At 44.6% G+C, this 24,917-nt stretch carries 20 protein-coding genes; 8 read left to right on the forward strand and 12 right to left on the reverse strand.

Annotation, left to right across the window (positions count from 1 at the left end; genetic code table 11):
• Positions 1-81: 81 nt before the first annotated feature.
• The 6 genes from lpdA to ampD all read right to left on the reverse strand — a co-directional run bounded on the left by lpdA (position 82) and on the right by ampD (position 8,929).
• Positions 82-1,506, reverse strand: coding sequence for a dihydrolipoyl dehydrogenase (gene lpdA / locus ABD036_RS15815; protein WP_343861649.1), 1,425 nt, complete (start codon positions 1,504-1,506; stop codon positions 82-84).
• A gap of 149 nt (positions 1,507-1,655) precedes the next feature.
• Positions 1,656-3,683 carry a dihydrolipoyllysine-residue acetyltransferase gene (gene aceF / locus ABD036_RS15820; protein WP_343861650.1) on the reverse strand — a complete coding sequence of 676 codons (2,028 nt, stop codon included), beginning with the start codon at positions 3,681-3,683 and terminating at the stop codon, positions 1,656-1,658.
• Positions 3,684-3,698: 15 nt separating this feature from the next.
• Entirely contained in the window at positions 3,699-6,371 is a 2,673-nt protein-coding gene (aceE, locus tag ABD036_RS15825) for a pyruvate dehydrogenase (acetyl-transferring), homodimeric type (protein WP_343861652.1), read from the reverse strand.
• Between the two features lie 129 nt (positions 6,372-6,500).
• Positions 6,501-7,256 (reverse strand): pyruvate dehydrogenase complex transcriptional repressor PdhR, encoded by a 756-nt coding sequence (gene pdhR / locus ABD036_RS15830; RefSeq protein ID WP_343861654.1) that lies wholly within the window; start codon positions 7,254-7,256, stop codon positions 6,501-6,503.
• A 256-nt stretch (positions 7,257-7,512) separates the two neighbouring features.
• A complete protein-coding gene (gene ampE, locus ABD036_RS15835) occupies positions 7,513-8,337 on the reverse strand; it encodes a beta-lactamase regulator AmpE (protein ID WP_343861656.1) in 825 nt (274 codons plus the stop codon).
• Between the two features lie 49 nt (positions 8,338-8,386).
• Complete coding sequence (ampD, locus tag ABD036_RS15840) at positions 8,387-8,929, reverse strand: 1,6-anhydro-N-acetylmuramyl-L-alanine amidase AmpD (protein WP_343861658.1); 543 nt, start codon at positions 8,927-8,929, stop codon at positions 8,387-8,389.
• Positions 8,930-9,023: 94 nt separating this feature from the next.
• On the opposite strand from ampD, the gene ABD036_RS15845 reads away from it, so the two are divergent.
• From ABD036_RS15845 to yacG, 8 genes are all read left to right on the forward strand, one after another.
• The gene (locus ABD036_RS15845) at positions 9,024-9,548 is read left to right on the forward strand and encodes a retropepsin-like aspartic protease family protein (protein WP_343861660.1); all 525 of its coding nucleotides are present in this window, start codon (positions 9,024-9,026) and stop codon (positions 9,546-9,548) included.
• Positions 9,549-9,609: 61 nt separating this feature from the next.
• On the forward strand, positions 9,610-10,452 hold the full coding sequence (nadC, locus tag ABD036_RS15850) for a carboxylating nicotinate-nucleotide diphosphorylase (RefSeq protein WP_343861726.1): 843 nt from the start codon (positions 9,610-9,612) through the stop codon (positions 10,450-10,452).
• 218 nt (positions 10,453-10,670) lie between these two features.
• Positions 10,671-11,069 (forward strand): pilin, encoded by a 399-nt coding sequence (locus ABD036_RS15855; protein ID WP_343861662.1) that lies wholly within the window; start codon positions 10,671-10,673, stop codon positions 11,067-11,069.
• Between the two features lie 83 nt (positions 11,070-11,152).
• Entirely contained in the window at positions 11,153-12,361 is a 1,209-nt protein-coding gene (locus ABD036_RS15860; RefSeq protein ID WP_343861664.1) for a type II secretion system F family protein, read from the forward strand.
• Between the two features lie 116 nt (positions 12,362-12,477).
• Complete coding sequence (locus ABD036_RS15865; RefSeq protein ID WP_343861666.1) at positions 12,478-13,356, forward strand: prepilin peptidase; 879 nt, start codon at positions 12,478-12,480, stop codon at positions 13,354-13,356.
• Positions 13,353-13,961: a dephospho-CoA kinase gene (gene coaE / locus ABD036_RS15870; RefSeq protein WP_343861668.1), complete on the forward strand. Its 609-nt coding sequence runs from the start codon at positions 13,353-13,355 to the stop codon at positions 13,959-13,961. Before ABD036_RS15865 ends, coaE begins: the two co-directional genes overlap by 4 nt.
• A 284-nt stretch (positions 13,962-14,245) precedes the next feature.
• The gene (zapD, locus tag ABD036_RS15875) at positions 14,246-14,998 is read left to right on the forward strand and encodes a cell division protein ZapD (protein WP_343861670.1); all 753 of its coding nucleotides are present in this window, start codon (positions 14,246-14,248) and stop codon (positions 14,996-14,998) included.
• 56 nt (positions 14,999-15,054) lie between these two features.
• Positions 15,055-15,285 carry a DNA gyrase inhibitor YacG gene (gene yacG, locus ABD036_RS15880; protein ID WP_343861672.1) on the forward strand — a complete coding sequence of 77 codons (231 nt, stop codon included), beginning with the start codon at positions 15,055-15,057 and terminating at the stop codon, positions 15,283-15,285.
• Between the two features lie 208 nt (positions 15,286-15,493).
• Here the strand turns inward: yacG and ABD036_RS15885 are convergent, their stop codons facing one another.
• The 6 genes from ABD036_RS15885 to ABD036_RS15910 all read right to left on the reverse strand — a co-directional run bounded on the left by ABD036_RS15885 (position 15,494) and on the right by ABD036_RS15910 (position 24,913).
• Positions 15,494-17,446: a PAS domain-containing hybrid sensor histidine kinase/response regulator gene (locus ABD036_RS15885; RefSeq protein WP_343861674.1), complete on the reverse strand. Its 1,953-nt coding sequence runs from the start codon at positions 17,444-17,446 to the stop codon at positions 15,494-15,496.
• 12 nt (positions 17,447-17,458) lie between these two features.
• Positions 17,459-18,259, reverse strand: a complete 801-nt coding sequence (locus tag ABD036_RS15890; RefSeq protein WP_343861676.1) for an alpha/beta fold hydrolase — start codon at positions 18,257-18,259, stop codon at positions 17,459-17,461.
• Between the two features lie 267 nt (positions 18,260-18,526).
• Complete coding sequence (gene recJ, locus ABD036_RS15895) at positions 18,527-20,263, reverse strand: single-stranded-DNA-specific exonuclease RecJ (protein WP_343861678.1); 1,737 nt, start codon at positions 20,261-20,263, stop codon at positions 18,527-18,529.
• Between the two features lie 99 nt (positions 20,264-20,362).
• A complete protein-coding gene (gene dsbC / locus ABD036_RS15900) occupies positions 20,363-21,088 on the reverse strand; it encodes a bifunctional protein-disulfide isomerase/oxidoreductase DsbC (protein ID WP_343861680.1) in 726 nt (241 codons plus the stop codon).
• Positions 21,089-21,295: 207 nt separating this feature from the next.
• Positions 21,296-22,198, reverse strand: coding sequence for a site-specific tyrosine recombinase XerD (xerD, locus tag ABD036_RS15905; protein ID WP_343861682.1), 903 nt, complete (start codon positions 22,196-22,198; stop codon positions 21,296-21,298).
• Positions 22,199-22,222: 24 nt separating this feature from the next.
• Entirely contained in the window at positions 22,223-24,913 is a 2,691-nt protein-coding gene (locus tag ABD036_RS15910) for a tetratricopeptide repeat protein (RefSeq protein ID WP_343861684.1), read from the reverse strand.
• Positions 24,914-24,917: the final 4 nt, after the last annotated feature.

Consider the following 24,917-nt stretch of genomic DNA (forward strand, 5'->3'; position numbering starts at 1 on the left):
ACGCTTAAATAACCTGAACTTGGGATAAATATGCAAAAAAAAGGCTGAATCAACATTCAGCCTTTTTCATTTTTGACGATATTATTTCTTTTTCTTAGCCTTAGGATTTGGCAAGTCAGTAATACTACCTTCGTACATTTCTGCTGCAAGACCGATAGACTCGTTCAAGGTTGGGTGAGCATGAACGGTTAATGCAACATCTTCTGCATCTGCGCCCATTTCAATAGCTAAGCCAATTTCGCCCAGCATCTCGCCTGCGTTAATACCTACTATTGCGCCACCGATAACTCGATGCGTGTCTTTCTCAAAAATCATTTTGGTCATGCCTTCGGTGCGACCTGACGCAATTGCACGACCTGAAGCAGCCCACGGGAAAGTCGCGGATTCGTAATTAATTCCCTGCTCTTTGGCTTCTTTTTCAGTGACACCGACCCAAGCGATTTCAGGATCGGTATAGGCTACCGAAGGAATACACTTAGGATCGAAGAAATGTTTCATGCCAGAAATGACTTCAGCTGCTACATGTCCTTCATGTACCGCTTTGTGAGCCAACATAGGTTGACCCACTAAATCTCCAATGGCGAAGATATTGCTAACATTAGTGCGCATTTGCTTGTCGACTTCGATAAAGCCACGATCAGTGACTTTCACACCGGCTTTCTCAGCATCCACTAAGCTGCCATTAGGGCGACGACCAACGGCAACCAACACTTTGTCATATTTAACCGGCTTGTCAGGTGCTTGTTTACCTTCAAAGGTCACGTATAAACCATCTTTTTTAGCGTCAACTGCGGTAACTTTCGTTTCGAGCATGACGTTAAATTTATCTTTCACATATTTTTGATAGATCTTGATAACGTCTTTATCAGCAGCTGGAATAAGTTGATCAAGAAACTCAACCACATCTACCTGTGAACCTAATGAACGATATACCGTCCCCATTTCCAGGCCAATAATACCGCCACCAAGAACCAGCATTTTTTCTGGAATATCTTTCATTTCCAGTGCGCCAGTCGAATCAATCACGCGCTCATCATCATGAGGGATAAACGGCAAGGTAACTGGCTCAGAGCCCGCGGCTATGATGGCATTGTCGAATTTAATCGTCGTTTTACCGTCTTTGCCGTCAACTTCCAGAGTATTAGAACCGGTGAATTTACCGTAACCCTGCACATGTTTAACTTTGCGCATTTTCGACATGCCAGACAGACCTTTGGTCAGCTGAGAAACCACGCTGTCTTTCCACTCACGTACTTTGTCGATGTCAATTTTAGGCTCGCCAAAAACGACACCGTGGTGGGCCATTTCTTTAGCATCATCAATTACTTTTGCCACGTGCAAAAGTGCTTTTGATGGGATACAACCTACATTCAAACACACGCCACCAAGGGTTTCACGTGCATCTACAATTACGGTTTCAATACCTAAATCGGCAGCTCTGAAAGCTGCAGAATATCCACCAGGTCCTGCCCCTAGCACGACCAGTTGCGTTTTTATTTCGCTCATTATGACCTCAAATTTCGAATTTTATTCTCGTTGACCTGTAAAATTCTACCTATGCACAGGTCGCTTAGCAAAGAAAAGCACCACTAAACACTTAAAAAACCTAAAAATGTGTGCAGCTTAGTTTTAACGCTGCACACATCGATTCGTTGTTACAGTAATATTTGACGCATATCTGCCAGTACCTGACTTAAATGTACGGCGAATCGGGCCGCTACCGCACCGTCGATTACGCGGTGATCATAAGACAGAGATAAGGGTAACATCAACCGCGGCTCAAACTCTTTGCCGTTCCATTTAGGTTTGATCTCACTTTTTGACACACCCAATATAGCCACATCGGGCGCATTAACAATAGGCGTAAACGCCGTACCACCAATACCGCCTAAGCTTGATATGGTAAAACAACTGCCCTGCATATCGGCCGCTTTCAGTTTGCCGTCTCGCGCTTTCACGCTGATCTCGGATAACTCTCGTGATATGTCTAGAATGCCTTTTTTATCGACATCCCTGACCACGGGGACTACAAGCCCTCCAGGAGTGTCTACTGCAATACCGATGTGATAATACTTTTTCTGGATCAAGCTTTCGCCAGACTCAGACAAAGAGGTATTGAATACCGGATATTTCTTCAGCGCATCGGCCACCGCTTTCATCATGAATACCAGTGGCGTGATCTTGACCCCTAACTTACGTTTTTCAGCAATGACATTCTGCTCTTTTCGGAAAGCTTCGATATCAGTGATATCAGCTTCTTCAAACTGAGTAACGTGGGGAATAGTCACCCAGTTACGATGCAGGTTAGGTCCTGAAATCTTTTGAATACGGGTCAGTGACACTTCTTCGACTTCACCAAATTTGGCAAAATCGACTTTCGGTGGCGGCAATACTTGCAGGCCACCCGAGCCACTTGCAACCGATGAGCCGGCTGTCATCTTCGGTCTGGACAATTCGTATTTGACGAACGATTGCACATCTTCCTTCAAAATACGCTTTTTAGGTCCCGTACCCGTTACCAAGGTTAAGTCGACACCGAACTCTCTGGCGACGCGTCGAACCGAAGGAGAAGCATGCACAATGCCACCGGGTTTCTTTTCACCCGCAGAGGGGTGATGAGGAACGGGTGGTGGTTTAGGGCTATCGGCTGGCTTACTGGCCGATTGACTTGAAGTAGATTGCGCAGCGCTTTGTTGCGCGGGCGAGTCTGACTTGCTATCAGTTTGACTTTGCGAGCCTTGTTCAGTCACTTCTAAGGTAATTACTAAACTGCCTTCGGAGACTTTGTCACCGACTTTAACCGCCACACTTTTGACCTTGCCACCTTGCGGGGCTGGCACATCCATGGTGGCTTTGTCGGTTTCCAAAGTGATCAGGCCTGCTTCGGCTTCAATTTCATCACCTTCGCTAACCAACACATCGATGATATCAACGTCAGTATCACCACCAATATCAGGCACAGTCACATCGATCACTGAGGTACTCGACGACGAGCCAGTCGTACCTTGTGCTTCAGGCTCACTGCGGTCCTGAGAATCATCAGCAGATTTCTCAGCCGTTGCCTGTGAGGATGTGGATGCAGATTCGGATTCGGATTCAAGTAATAACACCAAAGTGCCTTCTGACACTTTGTCGCCGACCTTAATCTTGAGCGACTTGACCACACCGGCCGCAGGAGAAGGTACATCCATCGTGGCTTTATCAGTTTCTAAAGTGATAAGACCGGTTTCTGCTTCGATCTTGTCACCTTCAGCCACTAACACTTCAATGACCTCGACATCGGTATCGCCACCAATATCGGGCACCGTCACTTCGATAGTTTGTGCTTGGCCACTAGATTGAGCCTGCTGTGTTTCTGCTTTTGGTGCTGGCGCAGATTCTTTAGGCTGCTCGGCTTTAGTTTCGCTAGGCTTGGCATCTGTATCACTCGCAGATGATGAAGCTCCGGCGGCTGATAATTTCATTATCAAGGTATCTTGGCTGACTTTGTCGCCAACGCTAACCAAGATCTCTGCCACTTCACCAGCAAAGGGAGCCGGAATATCCATACTCGCTTTGTCGCTTTCTACCGTTATCAGTGATGCTTCTGCATCAACTGAGTCGCCAACAGCGACACAAATTTCGATGATCTCAACCTCTTCACCGCCAACATCAGGTACCAATACATCTTTCATTTCGGACATTTTGATTCCTCCTTATTAAGCGTAAAGTGGATTAAGTTTATCGCCATCAATGCCAAACTCTTTGATGGCATCAACGAGCACTTTGTGTTCTACATCACCAGCTTTCACCAATTCATGCAATGCTGCCACGGCAATGAATTTAGCGTCTACTTCAAAGTGATTACGCAAATTAGCACGGCTATCTGAACGCCCAAAACCATCGGTTCCCAATACTTTATATTGACCGGGTACAAACGCGCGAACTTGATCGGCATAGTTCTTCACATAATCAGTAGCGGCAATGGTGGGACCATCAAATCCTTCTTCTAACACAGAGGTAATGTAAGGCACCTTGGCTTTTTTGGTAGGGTTGAGCATGTTGTAACGCTCACAATCTAGTCCATCACGAGCCAGCTCATTGAATGAAGGCACGCTGAAGACTTCACTGGCCACAGAGAACTTATCTTTTAGCAATTGCGCTGCTTCACGCACCTGCAATAAAATAGTACCTGAACCAAGCAACTTAACCTTCTTCTTACTCTTCGCAGTTCCGACTTTTTCAAGTGAATAAATTCCTTTGATAATGCCTTCTTCTGCGCCCTTTGGCATTTCAGGTTGTACGTAATTTTCGTTCATTACAGTAAGGTAATAGAATACATTCTCATGGTTTTCACCCATGCGACGGATACCTTCTTGGACAACCACAGCAACTTCATAACCGTAAGTTGGGTCGTAGGTTATACAGTTGGGGATCAATGCAGCTTGAACATGACTGTGGCCATCTTGGTGCTGCAAACCTTCACCGTTCAATGTGGTTCTGCCGGCTGTGCCACCCACAAGGAAGCCACGCGCTTGGCTATCACCTGCAGCCCATGCCATATCACCGACACGTTGGAAACCAAACATAGAGTAATAGATATACACGGGGATCATAGGCAGGTTATTGGTCGAGTAAGACGTACCCGCCGCTAACCATGATGCCATTGCACCTAATTCGTTGATCCCTTCTTGCAGTACCTGACCTTTGGTATCTTCACGGTAATAAGCAACTTGGTCAGCATCTTGGGGCACGTATTTTTGCCCTTGGCTAGAATAAATACCCACCTGTCTAAACAAGCCTTCCATACCGAAGGTTCTGGCTTCATCAGGAATGATTGGCACAATGCGACTACCAATTTGCTTGTCTTTGAGCATCACGGTTAACACGCGAACAAAGGCCATGGTAGTCGATATTTCACGCTCACCCGAGCCTTTAGTAATAGCTTCAAATGCTTTAAGTGGGATTGCGGGTAAATCTTCGTCACAGTCGGCTAAACGCACAGGCATGAAACCGTGTAATTTTTCGCGACGTTCTTTGAGGTATTTCAGCTCTGAGCTGTCTTCATCAAATTTGTAATACGGCAGGTTTTCCAACTCTTTATCAGAAACCGGGATATTAAAGCGATCGCGATATTGACGAACCGCGTCTATATCCATTTTCTTGACGTTGTGCGCAATGTTTTTACCTTCACCCGCAGCACCTAAACCATAACCCTTAACGGTTTTTGCCAGAATAACCTGTGGACGCCCTTTGGTTTCAGTGGCGCGTTTATACGCAGCATACACTTTAACCGGATCGTGGCCGCCACGATTCAAACGCCAGATATCTTCGTCTGACATATTCGAAACCATGTCGATTAGCTCTGGATATTTACCAAAGAAATGCTCACGGGTGTAGGCGCCCCCTTTGGCTTTGTAATTTTGATACTCACCATCAACGGTCTCGTTCATGACATCCAACAATTTGCCCGAGGTGTCTCGCGCCAACAATGGATCCCAATAACGTCCCCAAATAACTTTGAATACTTCCCATCCCGCACCACGGAAGGTGCCTTCGAGTTCTTGGATAATTTTACCATTACCACGAACAGGGCCGTCTAAGCGTTGCAAGTTACAGTTGATCACAAACGTCAGGTTGTCGAGACCTTCTCTTGAAGCCAGACCAATAGCGCCTAAGCTTTCTGGCTCATCGACTTCACCGTCACCCATAAAGCACCAAACCCGTTGTTCAGAGCAATCTTTCAAACCACGGTTGGTAAGGTATTTTAAGAAGCGCGCTAGATAGATCGCTTGCATTGGCCCTAAGCCCATGGATACCGTTGGGAACTGCCAGAAGTCGGGCATCAGCTTGGGGTGAGGATAGGAAGACAGTCCTTTACCTTCAGCTTCTTGTCTGAATCCGTCTAGTTGTTCCTCAGATAAGCGACCTTCGATGTAAGCGCGAGAATAAATACCCGGTGATACATGCCCTTGTACAAATAAGAAATCACCGCCATCTTTTTCATTCGGCGCTCTGAAGAAATGGTTAAAACCCACGTCATACAGCATGGCTGAAGAAGCAAAACTGGAGATATGACCGCCCAGTTCAAGATCTTTCTTGGAACCCCGTAATACCATCATCATCGCGTTCCAACGAATGGCGTTACGGATTTTTGCTTCAATTGTCTGATCGCCCGGCATGGTCGGCTCTTGACCGGCAGGAATAGTATTAATGTAAGCAGTAGTCGCGGTATAGGGTAAGTGAGCGCCACTGCGACGCGCTTTTTCTATCAAGCTTTCTAACAAGTAATGGGCGCGTTCTACGCCCTCTTCTTGCAATACCGCTTCAAGCGCTTCTATCCATTCCTGGGTTTCTTGTGGATCCACATCCGGATGCATCATATCAGTCATGGTGCTTTCCTTTAGTTAATTTAATAATGAATGTATTGGCCAAGCATAAGAATAGTGCAGTTCAGCAACTTTTCATTTCTTTTCCAATACGTTATTTACCATTGAGGCGACTTTGAGTTGCCTGCAAATCTATTTTTTAATTTCTATTCGTCTTAGTGCTCGCTGGATACGAGTATCCTGAGTATTAATTTCAAGCAATGTATCTTCAATAAAGGCCAGATGTTCATTACTAGCTTGGCGTGCCGTTTCTGGATCACGCGCAAGGATAGCGGCTACAATCGTCTTTCGTTGTGATTGTATTGTACCGGCCACGTCGTTACCGGTTGCCAGCACCTCTAGATTCGCTTTGATATTATCTTGCAACATCGTTTTGAGGCTACGCATAACATGCACCAACACTAAGTTGTGAGAGGCTTGGGCCATGGTCAAATAAAATTCCACTAACGCTTGTGATTCTTGGCTTTTATCTTCATTGGCACTCAAAGCTTCAATTTCTAACAACCATTGCTTTAATTTGACATGATCTTCGGGTTGCCCGCGCAGCGCAGCATAGTAGGCCGCCATTCCCTCGAGAGCGTGGCGAAACTCCAATAAATCAAATTGTGTTTCTGGCCGCTTGGCGATGAGATCCATCAAGGGGTCCGTCACCGAAGCAGTAAGGTTGCGTTTTATAAAAGTGCCACCGCCTTGTTTTCGCAGTAACAAGCCGCGCGCTTCTAAATTCTGAATAGCTTCGCGCAAAGAGGGCCTAGAAACCGCAAACTTTTCAGCTAACTCCCGTTCAGGTGGCAGTTTTTGACCAGCCAATAAACGACCGTCAATGATCATCGACTCAAGCTGTTCGGTGATCACATCGGATAATTTTCGGGACTGGATTCGCTGCATATGGTCGCTTTTTTCTCGTGCTTTGGTGCTACTTAGTATTTAGCTTGGTGTCTAAATCCAACGTGACAATCGTACAACAATATCAAATTGGTAAGACCATTTAACCTAATACTTTAGACTAGATCAGATTATAGGTAAACACCTGTCCCTAACAGCGAGTTCAAAGTGTGGGATTTTAAAGACTTTAACACAGTGAAAATAAGGGCAGCAGAGAATTCCACTGCCTGGTCTGACCATTAATCCAATACGCGTGAAATTAACGCAACCAACCCGATAATGATAAAATAGAAATCGCCACAACTAAAAACATCACATTACGTTTCGCTAACCGAACTAATGTACAAGGCTCTTCAGTGCAGTCTGTTTCGTCGGGCTCAACTTCCTCAGCAGCACGAGCAACGTCACAAAGTAGCGTTTTGGCGGGAGTATGAAGATTGCCAAAATGACTCAACCAAATTGGTAGTGCTTTTGAAAAGTGACCCACCAGTAAAAAGCCTAAAGCGGTAACCCGCACAGGGATCCAATCAAGTATATGTAGAACCTTTTCACTTATGGGATGAGAATCGTCATGCTGTTCAAGCGTGGTTTCATGCAGCGCACGTGTTAATACATACAGAACGCTTCCTGCCGGTCCGAGTAATGCAAACCAAATGATCACCGCAGCATAATGTTGATAATTGAGCCACACCAACATCTGTCCGAATGTTGCTGGACTGTCAACATCGTGACCTAACTGATCGGCATACATGCTCGAGGCTTGAAAATCGCCACGGTTGGCTGCTTGTAGATAGTTTTTGTAGGTTTCTCGCAATGCTGGACATCCGATGCAGACCATCAATATGGCGGTATCTAACACTAACCTCACAATGCTGCTGTCTATTTGCCCCAGTAAAATAAGCAGAAATACAGTAGGCAATCCAATGACAGCAATAAATGTGGCGCTTTGCATGCCTGGTTTGACAATATCTCGTCGTTGCAAGAAGGCAAATAAATGTGACGTATAGAAATTGGCTTGCCAGTACTTAGACTGATTGGCGACACGTTCTGCCAACAACACTACGATTAAACTGATCAGCGTCATGAATTACTCTCTATTTTGGTTTAGCTAATTATTAACTTATTAAACGTATCTAATTTAAGCGTTGGCGATAATAACACCAATCAAATGCGTGGCCTGGGTCGGTTTTTCTGCCAGGCGCAATATCATTATGTCCTACAATATTTGCCAATGTTATCGCAGGATAAGTCGCCATAATACACTTGGTTACTTTAATAAGCGCTTGATATTGTTCATTTGTATAGGCAACCTCATCCGTTCCTTCCATTTCAATCCCAATTGAATAGTCATTACAGCAGCTGCGCCCCTGAAAACTGGATAAACCGGCGTGCCATGCTCTTTGGTGAAACGGAACAAACTGCACAATGTTGCCATCTCGTCGAATTAATAAATGCGATGATACGCGCATTGCACAGATTTGTTGAAAAAAAGGATGGGCTTGGGGGTCGAGTTGACCTGCGAAAAAGTCTTGTATATGAGAACCGCCAAACATTCCAGGTGGCAATGAAATATTGTGGATCACCAGCAGACTGATATCATAGGTGTCTGGTCTACTATCAAAATGATCGCATGGTGACTGGTCAGCACAATCTAACCATCCATCATTAATTTGCATTTCGGCTCCATCGTGACATCAATGTAAATCGATATCTTTTTATAATCTGTAGATGAATAATATGAGCCTAAGCATAACAGGGGAACAAACGACAATGGAACAAAATCCGCAGCAAACCCAAGATCCAAGCAAATTTGGCAAATGGATGCTGATCGCATTTTGGCTCACTGGACTTGTGTTACTCACGTTATTCTTCCGTAATTCACTGGAAAAACAACGCAACCCAAATCAGTCTCCGGTGAGCACCGTAGATGGACACAGAGTAGAAGTAAAACTGAAACGCAATCGTATGGGTCATTATGTGGCGACCGGCCTAATAAATGGGCAACCCGTGACATTTTTACTTGATACCGGTGCTACCAACGTGTCTGTCCCAGCCCATTTAGCCGGCGATCTAGGGCTAGTCGCAGGCCAATCGTATACGGCGTCTACGGCCAACGGCAACGTAACCGTGTACCAGACCAAAATTCAGCGACTGGATTTAGGTTCAATCGCCTTAAATGATGTCAACGCGAGTATCAATCCGGGTATGCGCGATGACGAAGTGCTGTTGGGCATGAGCGTGCTTAAGCATTTAGAATTTACCCAAAGTGGTGACTGGCTCATTCTGCGTAATTAGTTTTAACCGACAATTTCGCCAACTTTAAATTTTTAATTATTTCGGACAATCCATGCAATCAATGACCTTACCCGCTAGCATCGCCAGCGATGTTGCTCGAGCTTTAGCCGAGGATCTTAACAATCAACGTCCTGAAGTCGGTGATATCACCGCCGCTTTGATACCATCAGATCATCAGGTTAAAGCGACTATTATCACGCGAGAAGACTGTATTTTATGCGGAACAGATTGGGCTCAAGCAACTTTTGAACAGGTAAATCCTGAACTAATCGTTAACTGGCAAGCGAATGATGGACAGCGCTGCGAAGCTAATTCGGTATTGTGCACTATTAGTGGCTCAGCCAGATCCATTTTAACCGCCGAACGCACCGCATTAAATTTTTTGCAGACCCTATCGGCTACCGCTACCACCACAGCCCATTATGTGAAATTACTTGAAGGCTCTGGCATTACACTGCTCGACACACGTAAAACAATACCTGGATTGCGGCTTGCGCAAAAGTATGCGGTGACGTGTGGCGGCGGTAAGAATCACCGAGTTGGTTTGTATGATGCTTTCCTTATTAAGGAAAATCATATTTTAGCCTGTGGTTCGATCCACAACGCTGTGGCCCAAGCTCGCGCTAACGTACCGGGAAAAACCATAGAAGTAGAAGTTGAGACATTAGACGAACTCGCTCAAGCGATTGACGCAAGAGCCGATATTGTGATGTTAGACAATTTCAACGACGAGATGCTAAGTCAAGCAATAAAGATCAATCAAAAAAAGGTCAAATTAGAAGTATCAGGTAACATTACTGACCGGAAATTAACTAAATTACGTGAATTTGGTATAGATTTCGTATCATCGGGAGCATTAACCAAGGATCTGCAATCTATTGATTTATCATTGAGAATCAAATAGTTAACTATTTTCAGAAGCTTGTTTTGTTTCAGTTCATACACTTAGGTATGCTCCTGCATACTTGTCAGTACCGAAACTCGTTCTATACTGATTATGAATTCAACGAGGACGCCATTTAACGCAAACAGGGTTTTGAATTTTTAGAAACTTAACTTTTATATTACAGTAACTTAATTGCACCATCGGTGCTGGAGATTGACAAGATGAAAATGACTCAGATGACAAACAATAAAGGCTTCACATTAATCGAACTAATGATCGTTGTTGCGATTATCGGTATCCTAGCTGCCATCGCACTTCCGGCTTACCAAGGCTTCACTGATAAGGCAAAATTTTCTGAAGTAACTAACTCGACTTCAGCAGCTAAGTCAGCAGTTGAAGTGTGTGCCAACATCAATGGTGCAGTTGCAGATTGTGACGCAGGTTCAAACGGCGTTCCAGCTAACGTAACAGTAGGTGCAGCAGTTCACGGTCTTACCACACTTGACGGTGTAATTACTGCAACTTACCAGAGCGATGGTTCTACTTTGGCAGGCGAGACTGTAACTATGACTCCTGCGATTGCTAACGGCCGTGTAGAGTGGACAGTGGTTTGTAGTGACACTACACTTTGTTAATCAGAGTCTGATTAGCTAAGTAAGCTTCGAAGCCCAGCTAAGTCTGGGCTTTTTTATTCTTCTAAAAAGGCTGGAAATCTTCCATGGCAAAAACTGCAGAGATATATGTATGGAGCGGCACTGATAAAAAAGGTCTGAGCCGCAAAGGCGAGATAAGTGCGACGACCATCAGTGAAGCTAAGAACATGCTGCGTCGCCAAGGTGTGTCCGCCACCAAAGTTAAAAAACTCGCTAAACCCTTGTTTGGCAAAAAAGACAAAATTAAAGCCCAAGATATCTGTGTGTTATCGCGACAAATCGCCACTATGCTAGGTGCGGGTGTCAGTTTAATCCAGACCATCGATATGATTGGCCAAGGCCATGCTAAATCGAGTATGCGCAAGATGCTGATGGAAATCACCGATGAAGTTAAAGCCGGTAATCCTCTTTCCAGTGCACTGCGTAAACACCCTGAACACTTTGAAGATTTGTATTGTGACCTGGTAGAAACAGGTGAGCAATCCGGTGCCCTTGAAACAATTTACGACCGTATTGCAACCTATAAAGAAAAAGCGGAAGCGCTTAAGTCAAAAATCAAGAAAGCCATGTTTTATCCGGTTGCCGTTATCGTGGTTGCCTTTATTGTTACCACTATTCTATTGATTTTTGTGGTGCCTCAGTTCCAAGAAATTTTTAGTAGCTTTGGTGCAGAGCTTCCCGCATTTACCCTATTTGTGTTGGGTATTTCCCAATTTGTTCAAGACTACGGCGTGTACATTGGCGCTGGACTTGTGGGTGCAGGCGTACTATTTGGACGTGCTCACAAAAAATCAAAAAAACTTCGCGATGCAGTAGATAAAAAGATCCTTAAAATTCCAGTGATTGGCGAGATCTTAAAAAAGGCCTCTATCGCCCGATTTACCCGAACCCTTTCCACTACCTTCGCTGCCGGTGTGCCGTTAATTGGCGCCTTGGATTCGGCTGCAGGCGCATCGGGTAATGCGGTATTTAGGGATGCCATCTTGTTTATCAAAAAAGAAGTCGCAGGGGGTATTCAAATGAACACCGCAATGCGCGCAACTGGTACTTTTCCAGACATGGTGACTCAAATGATCGCTATTGGTGAAGAGTCTGGCGCAGTGGATGATATGTTAAGCAAGATAGCGACTATTTATGAGGCCGAAGTGGACGACATGGTAGACGGTTTAACTAGCTTATTAGAGCCTATGATAATGGCGGTTCTAGGGGTCGTTATTGGTGGCTTGATTGTTGCCATGTACTTACCAATCTTCCAAATGGGTAATGTGGTATAAATTCATTCTACGATTTATCCGTTTATCCTTAGCCAGAAAGGTTCCGCACTGGACACTTTTCTGGCACTCTATCTGTCATTCTGCTATTAAATATCGACAATTAAGAAACCAACACTATGCCTGCCATATTCTATTTATTCGCTGAGTCGCCCCTGTTTTTTTTAAGTTTTGTGTTCATTATCAGTTTGCTGGTGGGCAGTTTCCTCAATGTTGTTATCTATCGCTTGCCGATAATGATGGAACGGGAATGGAAACAAATGTATCAAGACTACTTTAATCCGGAGCAGGCAAGCGCCAAACCCGTTGACACTTTTAATTTAGTTAAACCTGATTCTACCTGCCCCAAATGCCAGCATAAGATCCGTGCGTGGGAAAATATTCCGGTATTAAGTTGGTTGTTTCTTAAAGGCAAATGTAGTCAATGTAAAAACCCCATTTCGTTTCGCTATCCGGCAGTGGAATTTCTTACGGCCTTTGCCAGTACCATAATCGCCTGGCACTTCGGGTTCGGTTGGCAAGCTGCGATGGCAGTGGTATTAACCTGGTCATTGGTGGCGTTAATTTTTATCGACATTGACAAAATGTTGTTACCTGACCAAATTACCCTGCCCTTACTGTGGTTGGGTTTGTTGCTCAGTGTGTTCAATGTATTTGTTCCCGCCCATGACGCCATCATTGGTGCCGCCGCCGGTTACCTTAGCTTATGGAGTGTTTACTGGTTATTTAAACTGGCGACAGGCAAAGAAGGGATGGGCTTTGGCGACTTCAAATTACTCGCGGCACTTGGCGCTTGGATTGGCTGGCAGCACCTTGCGATCATTATTTTATTATCGTCATTTGTGGGCGCGATTATTGGTATCAGCATGTTATTAGTAAAAGGGAAAGATAAAGGGACTCATATCCCCTTTGGTCCCTATCTGGCGATTGCAGGTTGGTTAACCTTGATCATCGGTCAGGATATTGCCGATCTATACTGGCAATGGGCTTTTGCATGAGTGACTTCATTGTTGGTATCACAGGTGGTATTGGCAGCGGAAAGACAGCGGTCTCTGATCGCTTTGCTAAACTGGGTATTGATATTGTCGATGCCGATATCGTCGCCAGAGAAGTGGTGGCACCCGACAGTCAAGCTGTGGCGGAGATAGCGGCTCATTTTGGTCCTAATGCGCTACTTTCGGATGGAAACTTAGACCGAATGTACCTAAGACAAGCGGTATTTTCTTCGCCGAGTGACAAAACTTGGCTGGATAACTTACTCCATCCACTTATCCGTCAACAGATGTTAACGCAAGTAAAGCAGGCGACCTCTGCGTATTGCATTCTATCCGTGCCACTATTAATCGAAAATCAGCTGACGTCGATGGTTGATCGTACTTTGGTTGTTGACGTTGATGAAGCGACTCAACTCGCTCGAGCCAGCAGTCGAGATCTGCAAACTGAAACACAAATTAAGAACATTATGGCTCACCAAGCCAGTCGAGCTGAACGTTTAAGCCATGCTGATGATGTCATTGACAATAGTGGGCCTGAAGATCAACTTGACCCACAAGTGCAAAAGTTACATCAGTTATATCTCAAATTAAGTCAAGTGCAGCACTAGAACCTGGGGTTTAAATCGACTTTGTGATTTATCACGTCCAGTGTTTACAATCTACATTCTGCCAATTAGCGCTTAGTTATCTGCGTGTATGCTCTATAATGAAATCCACACAGGGGTTGAAATTTTAGCTGATATGCGTTGTAGTTCACCCCATCGCGCTTGATGAACTATTAGATCATGTAACTGTCTGATTTGATGTAATTCCTTGAGCACTCATTCCAAGCTGGATCTTGATTTATCTACATCATAGTAGAGGTTAAAGCTCAGTATGAATAGGAAACCCAATGTCACTTGCTGTTTATGAATTTCCGTTAAACGAAAAAGTCAGGACCTATTTGCGTCTAGAACAGCTGTTTTTGCAACTCCGCCAAAGCGCAGAAGCTCAACAAGACTGGCAGTTTATGAGTTTTTTTGAAGCTTTATTTACGCTTCTGGATTTACTCGAACGTTTGGATTTGCGAAACGATATATTGAAAGATATCGAAGTCCATGAAAAAAATTTAGTCTATTGGTCTCAACATCCCAAAATTGATTCCGAGGCATTGCAAGCCGCACTGCAGAAAATTCTTCGACTTCGCGACCAGCTAAAGCATTCAAAGAAAGTGGGTGCTAACTTAAAAGAAGATAAATTTCTGTCATCTATTCGACAGAGGTTTTCTATTCCAGGTGGTACCTGCAGTTTTGATCTGCCGAATTTACATTACTGGATCAAGCAGCCCCTTGAGTCAATCCGAACAGACATTGCCACTTGGCTAAAAGAGTTTGATTTAATTCAAGAGGCCATCGAAATCACCTTGTCATTCTTGCGTGAACGTGGGCGCTTTGCGCCAATCACTGCGCCAAATGGATTTTATCAAGGAGTCGCCGAAGATAAAAACGAACTCATTCGGGTACAAAGTGAAACAGACAAAGGCTTCTACCCTATGTTAAGCGGCAATAAATACCGGTATGCTATCCGCTTTATGCGCTTTGTGCCCGACGATAATGGCAGCAGCCAAGTCAACGAAGCTGTTGAATTTCAATTGGCCAGTTGTTAATCAGGCCACAAAATCACCGTCAAATTTAGTTAATTACCAAACGTTAGAGAGTATCCATGGAAGTAAATTGTCCCACCTGCAAAAAAACAGTTACTTGGGGTGAGCAAAGCCCCTTTCGTCCATTTTGTAGTAAACGCTGTCAACTCATTGATTTAGGCGAATGGTCGAACGAGCAAATGGCCATTTCTGGCGAGAGTAATCAGCCCAAAGGCAAACCTAGCAGTGCGGATATTGAAGAGATCGAAGCTATGCTCGCGCAACAAAGCACCGATTTTTTCAAACAGTAAAACGCTAACAACCCTGTGAACGGCGCGTAAACCGAATGTATTCGGCAAAATAGATAATGTTGTTAGCTGAGGGAAATAAGTGATTTTTTCTTAGCTGCAACTCGCTGAATTGATTACGCATCCTCTTGTTTTATTGCAAAGGGGAGCGCTTAGAGCAAACGAAGCAGGGAGTAGCAGCGACGATTTAACTAACCTGGACTCTGGATAACTAATCTATTTTTTGCAATAACGCATTTAATTCTTGAAAGTTAATTGGCTTGGTAAGATGGTAATCAAACCCTGCTTTCTTGGCTAAATCTTTATCTTTGTCTTGCCCCCACCCGGTGGCGGCGATGAGAAACAGACCTTTCCCCCATGTTTGTTGCCGTATTTGTTGCGCGACTTGATACCCATTGATATCGGGCAAGCCAATATCCATTAAAATGACATCTGGCGCAAATTCCTCCGCCATCGTAATACCGCTCTTGCCATCATGTGCACTTTGAGTTGTGTGTCCACTTATTTGCAACAACATTGTTAAACTTTCAGCCGCGTCGATATTATCTTCTATCACTAGAATGCGTTTGCTGTTGACCACAACAGCAACAGTTTCATCGGCAGCGGGAGATGAGTCAACGGCTTTGTCGGAGATAGGTAGGCGTACAATAAATTCACTCCCTTTACCCACTCCTTCGCTTTGCGCGACAATAGAGCCGTTATGTAATCGAACTAATCCATGTACCAGCGCAAGGCCAATACCTAAGCCTCCTTGAGAGCGCTCAATCGCTGGCGCGAGCTGTGAGAACATATTAAAAACCGTAGATAACTGGGTGGCGGGTATACCGATCCCCGAATCTTGGACAGACACCACAACCTCTGTTCCTGCTTGGAAAACCCGCAATTGTATAATCCCACCTTTAGGCGTGTATTTAGCAGCGTTAGTCAATAGATTAGATACTATTTGAATAAAGCGAGTGGAGTCTGCGTCTATAAAAATCGGACTATCTGGCAGTTCAACGGTGAATTTGTGATTAAACTTTTGCATGATTTCTTGTGATGACTCGACGGCGCATTGAATTAATTCGAGTATGTTGACATGCTCTTTTCGAAGCACGATGCGGCCATGCGTAATCCGCGACGTTTCCATCAAATCATCCACTAAATGAGTCATTTGCGTTACATGGCGTTCAATCATGTCCCGCGACCATTGCAAAAACGAATTTTCCGGTTCTTTGAGCCGCATGACTTCCAGTACATTGCGTATCGGCGCCAATGGATTACGAAGCTCATGACCCAGTGTTGCCAAAAACTCGTCTTTTCGACGATCTGCAACCGATAATTGATCATTCAATTCGCGTAACTGCTCTTCTGCCGCTTTGCGCTCGGAAATATCGATAAAAATACCGAAAATTGAAATGGCCTGATCATTATCTGAATAGGTGGCATGCCCCCGCCCCTCCATTGACAGCCAATGGCCATCCCGGTGCATCATGCGAAATTGTATATCGTAGTCACTCTTGGTATTGATCGACTTCTGCAGCTCGTCAATAACCTCTTGACGATCATCTGGGTGAACTAAATCGTAAAACTCTGCTGAAGCCCCCCAATATTCTGTATCACCTAGTCCAGCTAATTGCTGAAGCTCTTGACTCCACCACATCTGACCGGTTTTTATATCTTGTGACCAAACCCCCATGCGAGCAATGCGAATTGCGATACTCATAAAGTCACGACTTTCCTGTAACTTTTTTTGCGTACTGCGTAATGTTGTTAAGGCATCTTCGGCTGATCGACGGGCAGAGAGTAATTCACGTTCGTACTTTTTTCGGTCCTCGGCAACGAAAAAAGCCAATTGATCATAGCTAGTGTCGCCAAATTGCTGTCGTACCACATTAATCAACATAGGCACGGTTTGGCCATCACGTCCCACTAAATCCATTTGCACTTCAGCCACGGAGCCTTGTAACTGTAATAGAGGCGCCCAGTGAGTGTGATGAAAAAAACGGCCACCCACAGTAAAAAGCTCTTGGATTTTTTTCTTCTCAAGCAATTCATCTACGTCAAAGCCTAACCACTTACAGAAAGTTTGATTCGCTCTGACGATGGTCCCTGTTGTCTCAGTGGTGACTAAGCCACAAGCTGCCTGTTCAAACGACACTGCCAGATCAGGAACCTTATTCATAGTCACTGGAGATTAGCAATATTTCAAAAGGTAGTTCTCTATAGCCAGCGTACTGGCATCAGGGGAACTTAAGTGAGGACAATGACCGACGTTTTCAATAATGCATAATTCAGCGTCAGGCATGGTTTTATGCATGTACTCCCCGACTGAACAAGGGGCGATAAAATCATCACTACATTGCAATATCAAAGCAGGTGTTTTGGAGTTCGGAAGTGCATCACGATGATCGGATAAAAACGTCACCCGCGCAAAATGTTTGGCAATTTCAGGATCGGTTCTGCAAAAGCTATTGGTAAGTTCAACGCCCAGCTCGGGTTGTTCAGGAGCTCCCATGATTGCCGGTGCCATGGTACTTGACCACCCAAGATAGTTGCTGTCGATAGTGTCACAAAGTTCTTCAACATCGGCGCGTGTAAAACCGCCAACATAATCACCGTCGTTAATATAACAAGGCGAAGGACCAATCATGATTTGACAAAGAAATTTATCAGGCGCCTCAACTGAAGCAATCAAACCGATAGTGGCGCTCACGGAATGGCCAACAAAGATAACGGGTTTATCTGTCACTGCATCAATAATTTCAATTAAATCAGCGGCGAAGCCATCAAGAGAAGCGTATTTTTCGAAATCATAAGCGGATAAATCGGATTTGCCGCTACCAACTAAATCAAAGAGAACAAGCGTGAATCGGTCTTGAAAAGCGGGCGTAAGATAGCGCCACATATTCTGATCACAGCCAAACCCATGGGCAAATACAATAGCGGTAGGCCCATGACCACTAACCTTAATATTATTTCTAGTAAAAACGCTCATATTTGACGTCCTTATCTTCAGGTTACTAAAATATTACTGATTTACCATAGAGCAAAATTGATTATAACCGACACCTTTGCAGTTGCCGTTCTAGTAAGAGGAAATAGTGTTAATATCAGCGTCTTTTATACAGATTATATTGCGCTTTGGCAATCTAATTAGGCTAAGAAAATCAGCTCTATAGGGCTAATTTCCTATGGCTTGGCGCCCGTTTACTTGAGTTTATCCCTCCCCCATCTTGGCTAAAAGAGAACCTGTTTTTTTGGTTTATGACGCCAAAGAGACAGGTTGAATAGCGTCGACCATCAATTGCAGCGAAATACGACCTCGAAACTCATTAATATCCAGCTTATAAGCCAATTTTACTTTCTTAACCTGAGCGTTGGGCCAGTGAGTTTCATCGATATTGAATGCAATCGCATCGAGTAGCAATCCGGTTGGATGACGAACCATCATTTTGAGATGTTTCCCCCCCAATAACCGCTGTTCCATTAGATCAAATTCACCATCAAAAATCGGCTCTGGGAAACTTTGGCCCCATGGCCCTGCGTCTTTAATTTGCTGAGCAAAGTCCAAACTAAGATCTTGTTGAAACAATTCACCGTCGGTCATTATCTGATGGCTGAGTTCAATATCCGCCAATAACTCCGAACTGACTTGTTCAAATGCAGCAATAAACGCCGACAAATTGTTCGACTCTATCGATAGTCCAGCTGCCATTGCGTGACCGCCAAACTTGTTGATCAACTGTGGATAGCGGCTATTTATCTCCTCTAACAAATCGCGAATATGCAGTCCTTGAATGGATCGGGCAGAACCTTTTAAAATCTGCTCATCTTGATGGGCAAAAGCTATGGTCGGCCGATTAAATTGTTCTTTAATTTTGCCTGCCACAATACCAATCACGCCTTGATGGAAGTCTTCTTTGTATACAACAATGCCGTGCTTGACTTGCATCAAATCCGACTCGATGGTTGCCAGCGCTTTGAGCGCTTCATCTTGCATAGATTGTTGGATCTCTCGGCGTTCTCGATTTAGTGAATCCAGCTCAAAGGCCATACGCCTTGCCGTATTAGGGTCTTCAGCTAACAAACATTCAATACCTAAAGACATATCGTCTAATCGTCCAGCGGCATTCAATCTCGGCCCTAGTACAAACCCTAAATCGGTGGACATCATTCGTTGCGCTTGTTTACCGGCAACATCGATTAAAGCACTGATCCCGGGACGGCACTTACCCGTTCGAATACGTTGTAAGCCCTGATGCACCAACACGCGATTGTTATTGTCCAATGGCACAACGTCAGCGACTGTACCCAAGGCGACTATGTCAAGAAAGGCAGCCAGATTAGGCTCTTGAAGCTTATGTTCAGTAAACCATCCAATTTGTTTTAAATGGCTTCTCAATGCCAACATCAGGTAGAAGGCGACACCGACACCGGCCAAATTTTTCGACAAAAATTCGCACCCGGGTTGATTGGGGTTTACGATAGCATCAGCATTTGGCAGTGTATCAGCGGCCAGGTGATGATCGGTGATCACGACTTTGATCCCCAATTCCTTGGCTCTATTCACGCCGTCAAAACAACTGATACCATTGTCGACAGTGATAATTAAATTGGCACCTTGTTGCGCCGCCACATCGACAATTTCAGGCGACAATCCATACCCAAAGTCGAAGCGATTCGGCACTAAATAACTGAGGTGTTTTGCGCCCATACGGGTTAAGCACAACATCATTAGCGCCGTGCTAGTCGCACCGTCAGCATCAAAATCACCGACAATTACAATATTAGTTTTCTGCGCTAATGCCTCCGCCAGCACAGCTACAGCAGCATCAATGCCTTTTAAGGTTTTATAGTGAGCCAAGGCCGCAACACGTCTATCTAACATTTCCACATTTTTAATGCCGCGGTTGGCATATATCTGGCGGATAACAGGGTGTGGAATCGATGCAAGGTGTGAGTCAGATACTTTGTTTTTTCGTTTAATGGTTACAGACATGGCGTCTTAATTTATCCAGTAAAAGGCTTGGGGATGATGCACAACGAACAAAGATAGTCCGACCAAGGGAAGTACACGACAGCCCTTGGCCAGATTGGATTAAATTTGATCTAAGGCGTTACGAAGGTCTCTGGCAGGCTGATATCCAGGGATCATAGCACCGTTTGGTAACACGATATTTGGCGTACCCGTTACCCCAACTTGTTGTCCAAATTCATACTGCTGCGCAACAGCGTTGGCACAATTGCTTTTCTCTACAGTACCGCCGGTTTTGGCAATAGTCATTGCATGTTGCTGATCATCAGCACACCACACCGACACCATATCTCGATAAGACTTGCTGTTTACTCCGCCTCTTGGGAAAGCAAAGTATCTAACGGTGATCCCGTTAGCCATGTATTCATCCATCTCACGGTGAAGTTTACGGCAATAACCACAAGTAATATCGGTAAAGACATTAACAATGTATTTCTCTTCTGGCGCAGTAAATTCGATGTAAGTGTCCTTGAATTCACCCAGCCCCTCAATTCGCATTTTAGCTAACGAGGATTCAGTTTCATCGCGCATGCCTTTTTCAACATTGAAGATTTTGCCACTGACTAAAAACTTACCGTCGTCACTGGTATAAAATAACCCACGATTGGTGGAGACTTGAACTAATCCATCAATGGGTGAATCACCAATAGACAGCACTTGAAAGCCCAACACGTTCTGTATTTTTTGTTTAACTGCTTCATATTTAGTATTTTTCTCGACGGCAAAGCTTGCTGCCATAAATCCGCTTGCAACCAAACCCAGCGCCAGCATTTTTAACCCATATTTCATGTTTATTCCTGATAATGACCTGTACATATAGACCTGCGACAGTCTGAAAAAATTGCATTTTGATTGAGGTTAATTAAATAACCTGAACTGTGAATATTAAGTTCCCTCGTCAACTATGTGCAAGTGTATACCGATCCGCGACACATTCAAACCACTGCTATCTATACATAGGAATAGTCTTTTTGGCTCAATCACCCAAAACGCCACTTATCCGCGGGGATGATGTTGATCCACCAGCTTCTGTAAACGTTCGTTGGCGACATGAGTATAAATTTGCGTAGTGGACAGATCACTGTGCCCCAGCAACATCTGAACAACCCGTAAATCAGCGCCATGATTTAGCAAGTGAGTAGCAAAAGCATGGCGAAGTGTGTGAGGAGATAGATGAGATTGTATGTCGGCTTTTTTAGCGTGGTACTTTATCCGATGCCAAAATGTCTGACGGGTCATCATCACCCCACGATTACTAGGAAAAAGGATATCTGATTCAGTTTTCAACAGCAGCATTCTGGCTTGTTTAATATACAACAATAGCCACTCAATGGACTCTTCTCCTAGCGGCACCAAGCGTTCTTTATTACCTTTGCCCACCACTCTTATCACGCCTTGTTGCAAGCCCAATTGTTCCATTCGCAATGACACCAGTTCGGTCACCCGCAAGCCAGTGGCATAAAGAACTTCCAGCATCGCTTTATCGCGCAGTTCAATAGCATCTTCGATGTCAGGGGCGTCGAGTAAATCATCGACTTCTTGCTCGCTTAAGGTTTTGGGCAATGACTGTCGTAATTTGGGATTACGAAACTGGCTCATGGGATCATCCTTGCGCACCCCAGTTTGCAGCAAATATCGGCTAAACATACGCAAGCTACTCAAGAATCGCGACACGCTGCGCTCTGAAAAACCGCTGTCATAGCGGCTAGTCACAAATTGTTCTAAGTCTTGCTTGTTGTAATGAGATAGGTCAAATCGGTCATTTTTAGCTTCGGCAAATTGACAGAATTTGACTAAGTCCGAGCGATAGGCACTTAGCGTGTGCTCGCTGAGCCCTTTTTCAATCCATAACGAATCAATAAAACTCTCTAAGGTGGCTAAATTATTGTTAGCAGACACGAGCTAGCCCTGATCCATCGAGACTCATAAGTTTTTGAGTAAGCTTTGCGCTTCCATTGACCCTTTTTGTGAGGCTTTTTGCAACCATTTGATTGCCTGCTCCTTATCTTTTGCTGTGCCAAATCCGTACAGATAGGCCTTGGCAGTCGCGAGCATGCCTTCGGTCATCCCCCAAGAAGCGCTTTGTCGGTAATACTCAAATGACAAAACAGGATCTTTTTTCACTCCAATACCATTTTCATAGTTTAATCCCAACGCATATGCCGCTCTGGGATTATTAAGCTCATAGGCGGATTGGTAATAACGCAACGACTTCTGTAAATCCTGCTCGACCAATTCACCATTGGCATACAACCTACCTAATTCTACCAGTGCAGAGGTGTCATTGTTCAAAGCACTTTGCAATAACAAAGCAACGCCTTTGTCGACATTTTGCTCGCGACCTTCGCCGTAGACAAAACAGTAGGCGACATCAAATTGAACATCCGCTGCGCCTCGTGCAACAGCCGCTTCATAATAATTGCACGCGGTCTGGTAATCAGGCTCGCCCAATTCACCGAAATAATACATGTCACCTAGGTTTTCAGCAGCGAATCGATTGCCTTTGGCGTACGATTTGAGATAAAGGTCGAAAGCCGTTTGAATGTTTTGTTCTACGACTTGACCGTAACGATAAAATGTCGCCAGATTGTTTTGCCCTGTAGGAGAGCCGCCATTAGCCGAAATGGTATAGAATCGAAGTGCCTTTTGCAGGTCACGACTGACGCCATTTCCAGTTTCATACATGTAACCTAGATTAGCCGCCGCACGGTAACTGCCCATGTTGATCGCCTGTAAATAGTATTCAACAGCCCGTTGCGGATCTTTTGTTACCTTAGTTCCATCTTCATAGATTAAACCTAACTCAAAATAGGCGTTTTCTTCCCCCCAATCACCTGCCCGCTGAAACAAATCAAGTGCTTGGTCAGTATTTTCATTTTGATAAAATTCAATATAGCCAAGACCATAAGCGCAGCTGGCTTTGGCTTCGGTACTGCTGTCCTTTTCATCCAGAACCGCTTGATAGGCGGCACTGGCGTATTGCAGGTTCATCACTTCTTGCTCTTCGCTGTATATGTCACCAACTCGGCAACCGGCCAAATCAAAACCGGCATCATAGGCTTGTTGAAAATAATCTACCGACAATTGCATGTCTTTTTCTACGCCTCGGGCAAAACGATAAGCTAAGCCTAAGTTATATAGTGCGCTAGAGTTGCCCTGTTGTGCTGACTGAAAATACCAATCAAAAGCGGCTTCTCGGTTAATCGCGATCCCGTATCGCCCTTTGGAGTGCAAGATACCGTAATCCAGTTGAGCGTTATGATCGCCTTGGTGTGCGAGATCTCGAATGATGGCTAGCCCGGCTTCAATCTTTGCCTCGTTTTGCCACTTACCTTCCAGCAGAAGGGCGGCATAGTCGAGTTGAGCACGTACATAATGCTGGCCCAATTGCTCTAATAATAATGTGAGCTTCTGGTATCCAACCTCAGATATACCGCCAAAAACATGATCATATTGGTTAATTGCTAAGCGCCACCCCACATAATCGGCTTCATCGAATTGATCTAACAAACGCTCAAATTGCTGCGGTTGAGGGGGTAATCTTAAAAACGATTCCAGCCAAGCCATGGCGGCATTGTAAATACCGTGTTGTTCAACATTCACTCGATATAAATTTGCTGCACCTTGCAGGTCCATAGGATCATCACTGTTTAACAAATGCTGGCCAAACACGGCACTGGCTTCCACAAAGCCGGCTTCTGAAAAACTGAGGATATTATCGAGATGATAATTAATAGAGCGCTGATCGTTTACATGCAAATAAGCTTGCACTAGCAACACTTCGGCCAAAAAGCGTAAGTCACTTTGAGTACTTAACGCTTCTATCACTTTTTGTGGCTGGTCTTGACGCAACCATTGGGCATATTGCCATTGCAATGCCGATGCATCTTTTGCATTAATATTGCCTTGGATAATGATATCAGCCAAGGCTTGGGGGTTTTCTATAGGCTGACCACTTTGTTGCAAGTTTTTAGCGACATATTGACTATTTTTTGCGTAATAAACATCGTATTGACCGTTGGTCATGGCGAACGTGTGAAACTTATAGACCACTTGATCATGCAGACGTAATAGCTCGATGTCGAATACGTCTAAACCGGCCCACTGAAAAATAATATTGACCTCATACAGGTCACGAACTTGTACAGCCTGCTCCGGAGTTCGACCATTACCGCTGAGCAGCAGTATTTCTGAGATATTGCCTAAGGCAGTCTGGGTTTCTTCAGCTAATTCGGCGTTTTGAGCGAGGTCTGCACAAAACGAACGAAATGTTAGAGCTAATAGGCTAGTGGCGTTGAGTTCAATCGCGCGATTTATCAATTCCACATGTTGCGGACTACAATAGCTATCCTGCGGCCAGTCATCGAGTTGGTTGACCACCTTAACATGGGGAATAACGACGTCTTGCATGTCAGCCTGATAAAAACGATTTATTTCGTCCAACCAAAAAATCTGTTGTTCGTCTAATTCACTGCGATCTAAGTTGAGCATATTGCCTGGTTTTGGGATCGCGACTTGAGGCGATTGCACTTGCTTAGTCGCACACCCTGCAAGCGTGATACTGACAACGACTAATAACCAAAAGCGAGATCGCCATGAAGTTGAAAAACACATAGAG

The organism is Aliiglaciecola litoralis, assembly GCF_039523355.1.
In the GTDB taxonomy this organism is placed as follows: Bacteria; Pseudomonadota; Gammaproteobacteria; order Enterobacterales; family Alteromonadaceae; genus Aliiglaciecola; species Aliiglaciecola litoralis.

Coding starts and splice junctions, on each gene's coding strand:
- lpdA (WP_343861649.1), bottom strand. CDS start 1,506: ATGAGCGAAATAAAAACGCAACTGGTCGTGCTAGGGGCAGGACCTGGT.
- aceF (WP_343861650.1), bottom strand. CDS start 3,683: ATGTCCGAAATGAAAGATGTATTGGTACCTGATGTTGGCGGTGAAGAG.
- aceE (WP_343861652.1), bottom strand. CDS start 6,371: ATGACTGATATGATGCATCCGGATGTGGATCCACAAGAAACCCAGGAA.
- pdhR (WP_343861654.1), bottom strand. CDS start 7,256: ATGCAGCGAATCCAGTCCCGAAAATTATCCGATGTGATCACCGAACAG.
- ampE (WP_343861656.1), bottom strand. CDS start 8,337: ATGACGCTGATCAGTTTAATCGTAGTGTTGTTGGCAGAACGTGTCGCC.
- ampD (WP_343861658.1), bottom strand. CDS start 8,929: ATGCAAATTAATGATGGATGGTTAGATTGTGCTGACCAGTCACCATGC.
- ABD036_RS15845 (WP_343861660.1), top strand. CDS start 9,024: ATGGAACAAAATCCGCAGCAAACCCAAGATCCAAGCAAATTTGGCAAA.
- nadC (WP_343861726.1), top strand. CDS start 9,610: ATGACCTTACCCGCTAGCATCGCCAGCGATGTTGCTCGAGCTTTAGCC.
- ABD036_RS15855 (WP_343861662.1), top strand. CDS start 10,671: ATGACAAACAATAAAGGCTTCACATTAATCGAACTAATGATCGTTGTT.
- ABD036_RS15860 (WP_343861664.1), top strand. CDS start 11,153: ATGGCAAAAACTGCAGAGATATATGTATGGAGCGGCACTGATAAAAAA.
- ABD036_RS15865 (WP_343861666.1), top strand. CDS start 12,478: ATGCCTGCCATATTCTATTTATTCGCTGAGTCGCCCCTGTTTTTTTTA.
- coaE (WP_343861668.1), top strand. CDS start 13,353: ATGAGTGACTTCATTGTTGGTATCACAGGTGGTATTGGCAGCGGAAAG.
- zapD (WP_343861670.1), top strand. CDS start 14,246: ATGTCACTTGCTGTTTATGAATTTCCGTTAAACGAAAAAGTCAGGACC.
- yacG (WP_343861672.1), top strand. CDS start 15,055: ATGGAAGTAAATTGTCCCACCTGCAAAAAAACAGTTACTTGGGGTGAG.
- ABD036_RS15885 (WP_343861674.1), bottom strand. CDS start 17,446: ATGAATAAGGTTCCTGATCTGGCAGTGTCGTTTGAACAGGCAGCTTGT.
- ABD036_RS15890 (WP_343861676.1), bottom strand. CDS start 18,259: ATGAGCGTTTTTACTAGAAATAATATTAAGGTTAGTGGTCATGGGCCT.
- recJ (WP_343861678.1), bottom strand. CDS start 20,263: ATGTCTGTAACCATTAAACGAAAAAACAAAGTATCTGACTCACACCTT.
- dsbC (WP_343861680.1), bottom strand. CDS start 21,088: ATGAAATATGGGTTAAAAATGCTGGCGCTGGGTTTGGTTGCAAGCGGA.
- ABD036_RS15910 (WP_343861684.1), bottom strand. CDS start 24,913: ATGTGTTTTTCAACTTCATGGCGATCTCGCTTTTGGTTATTAGTCGTT.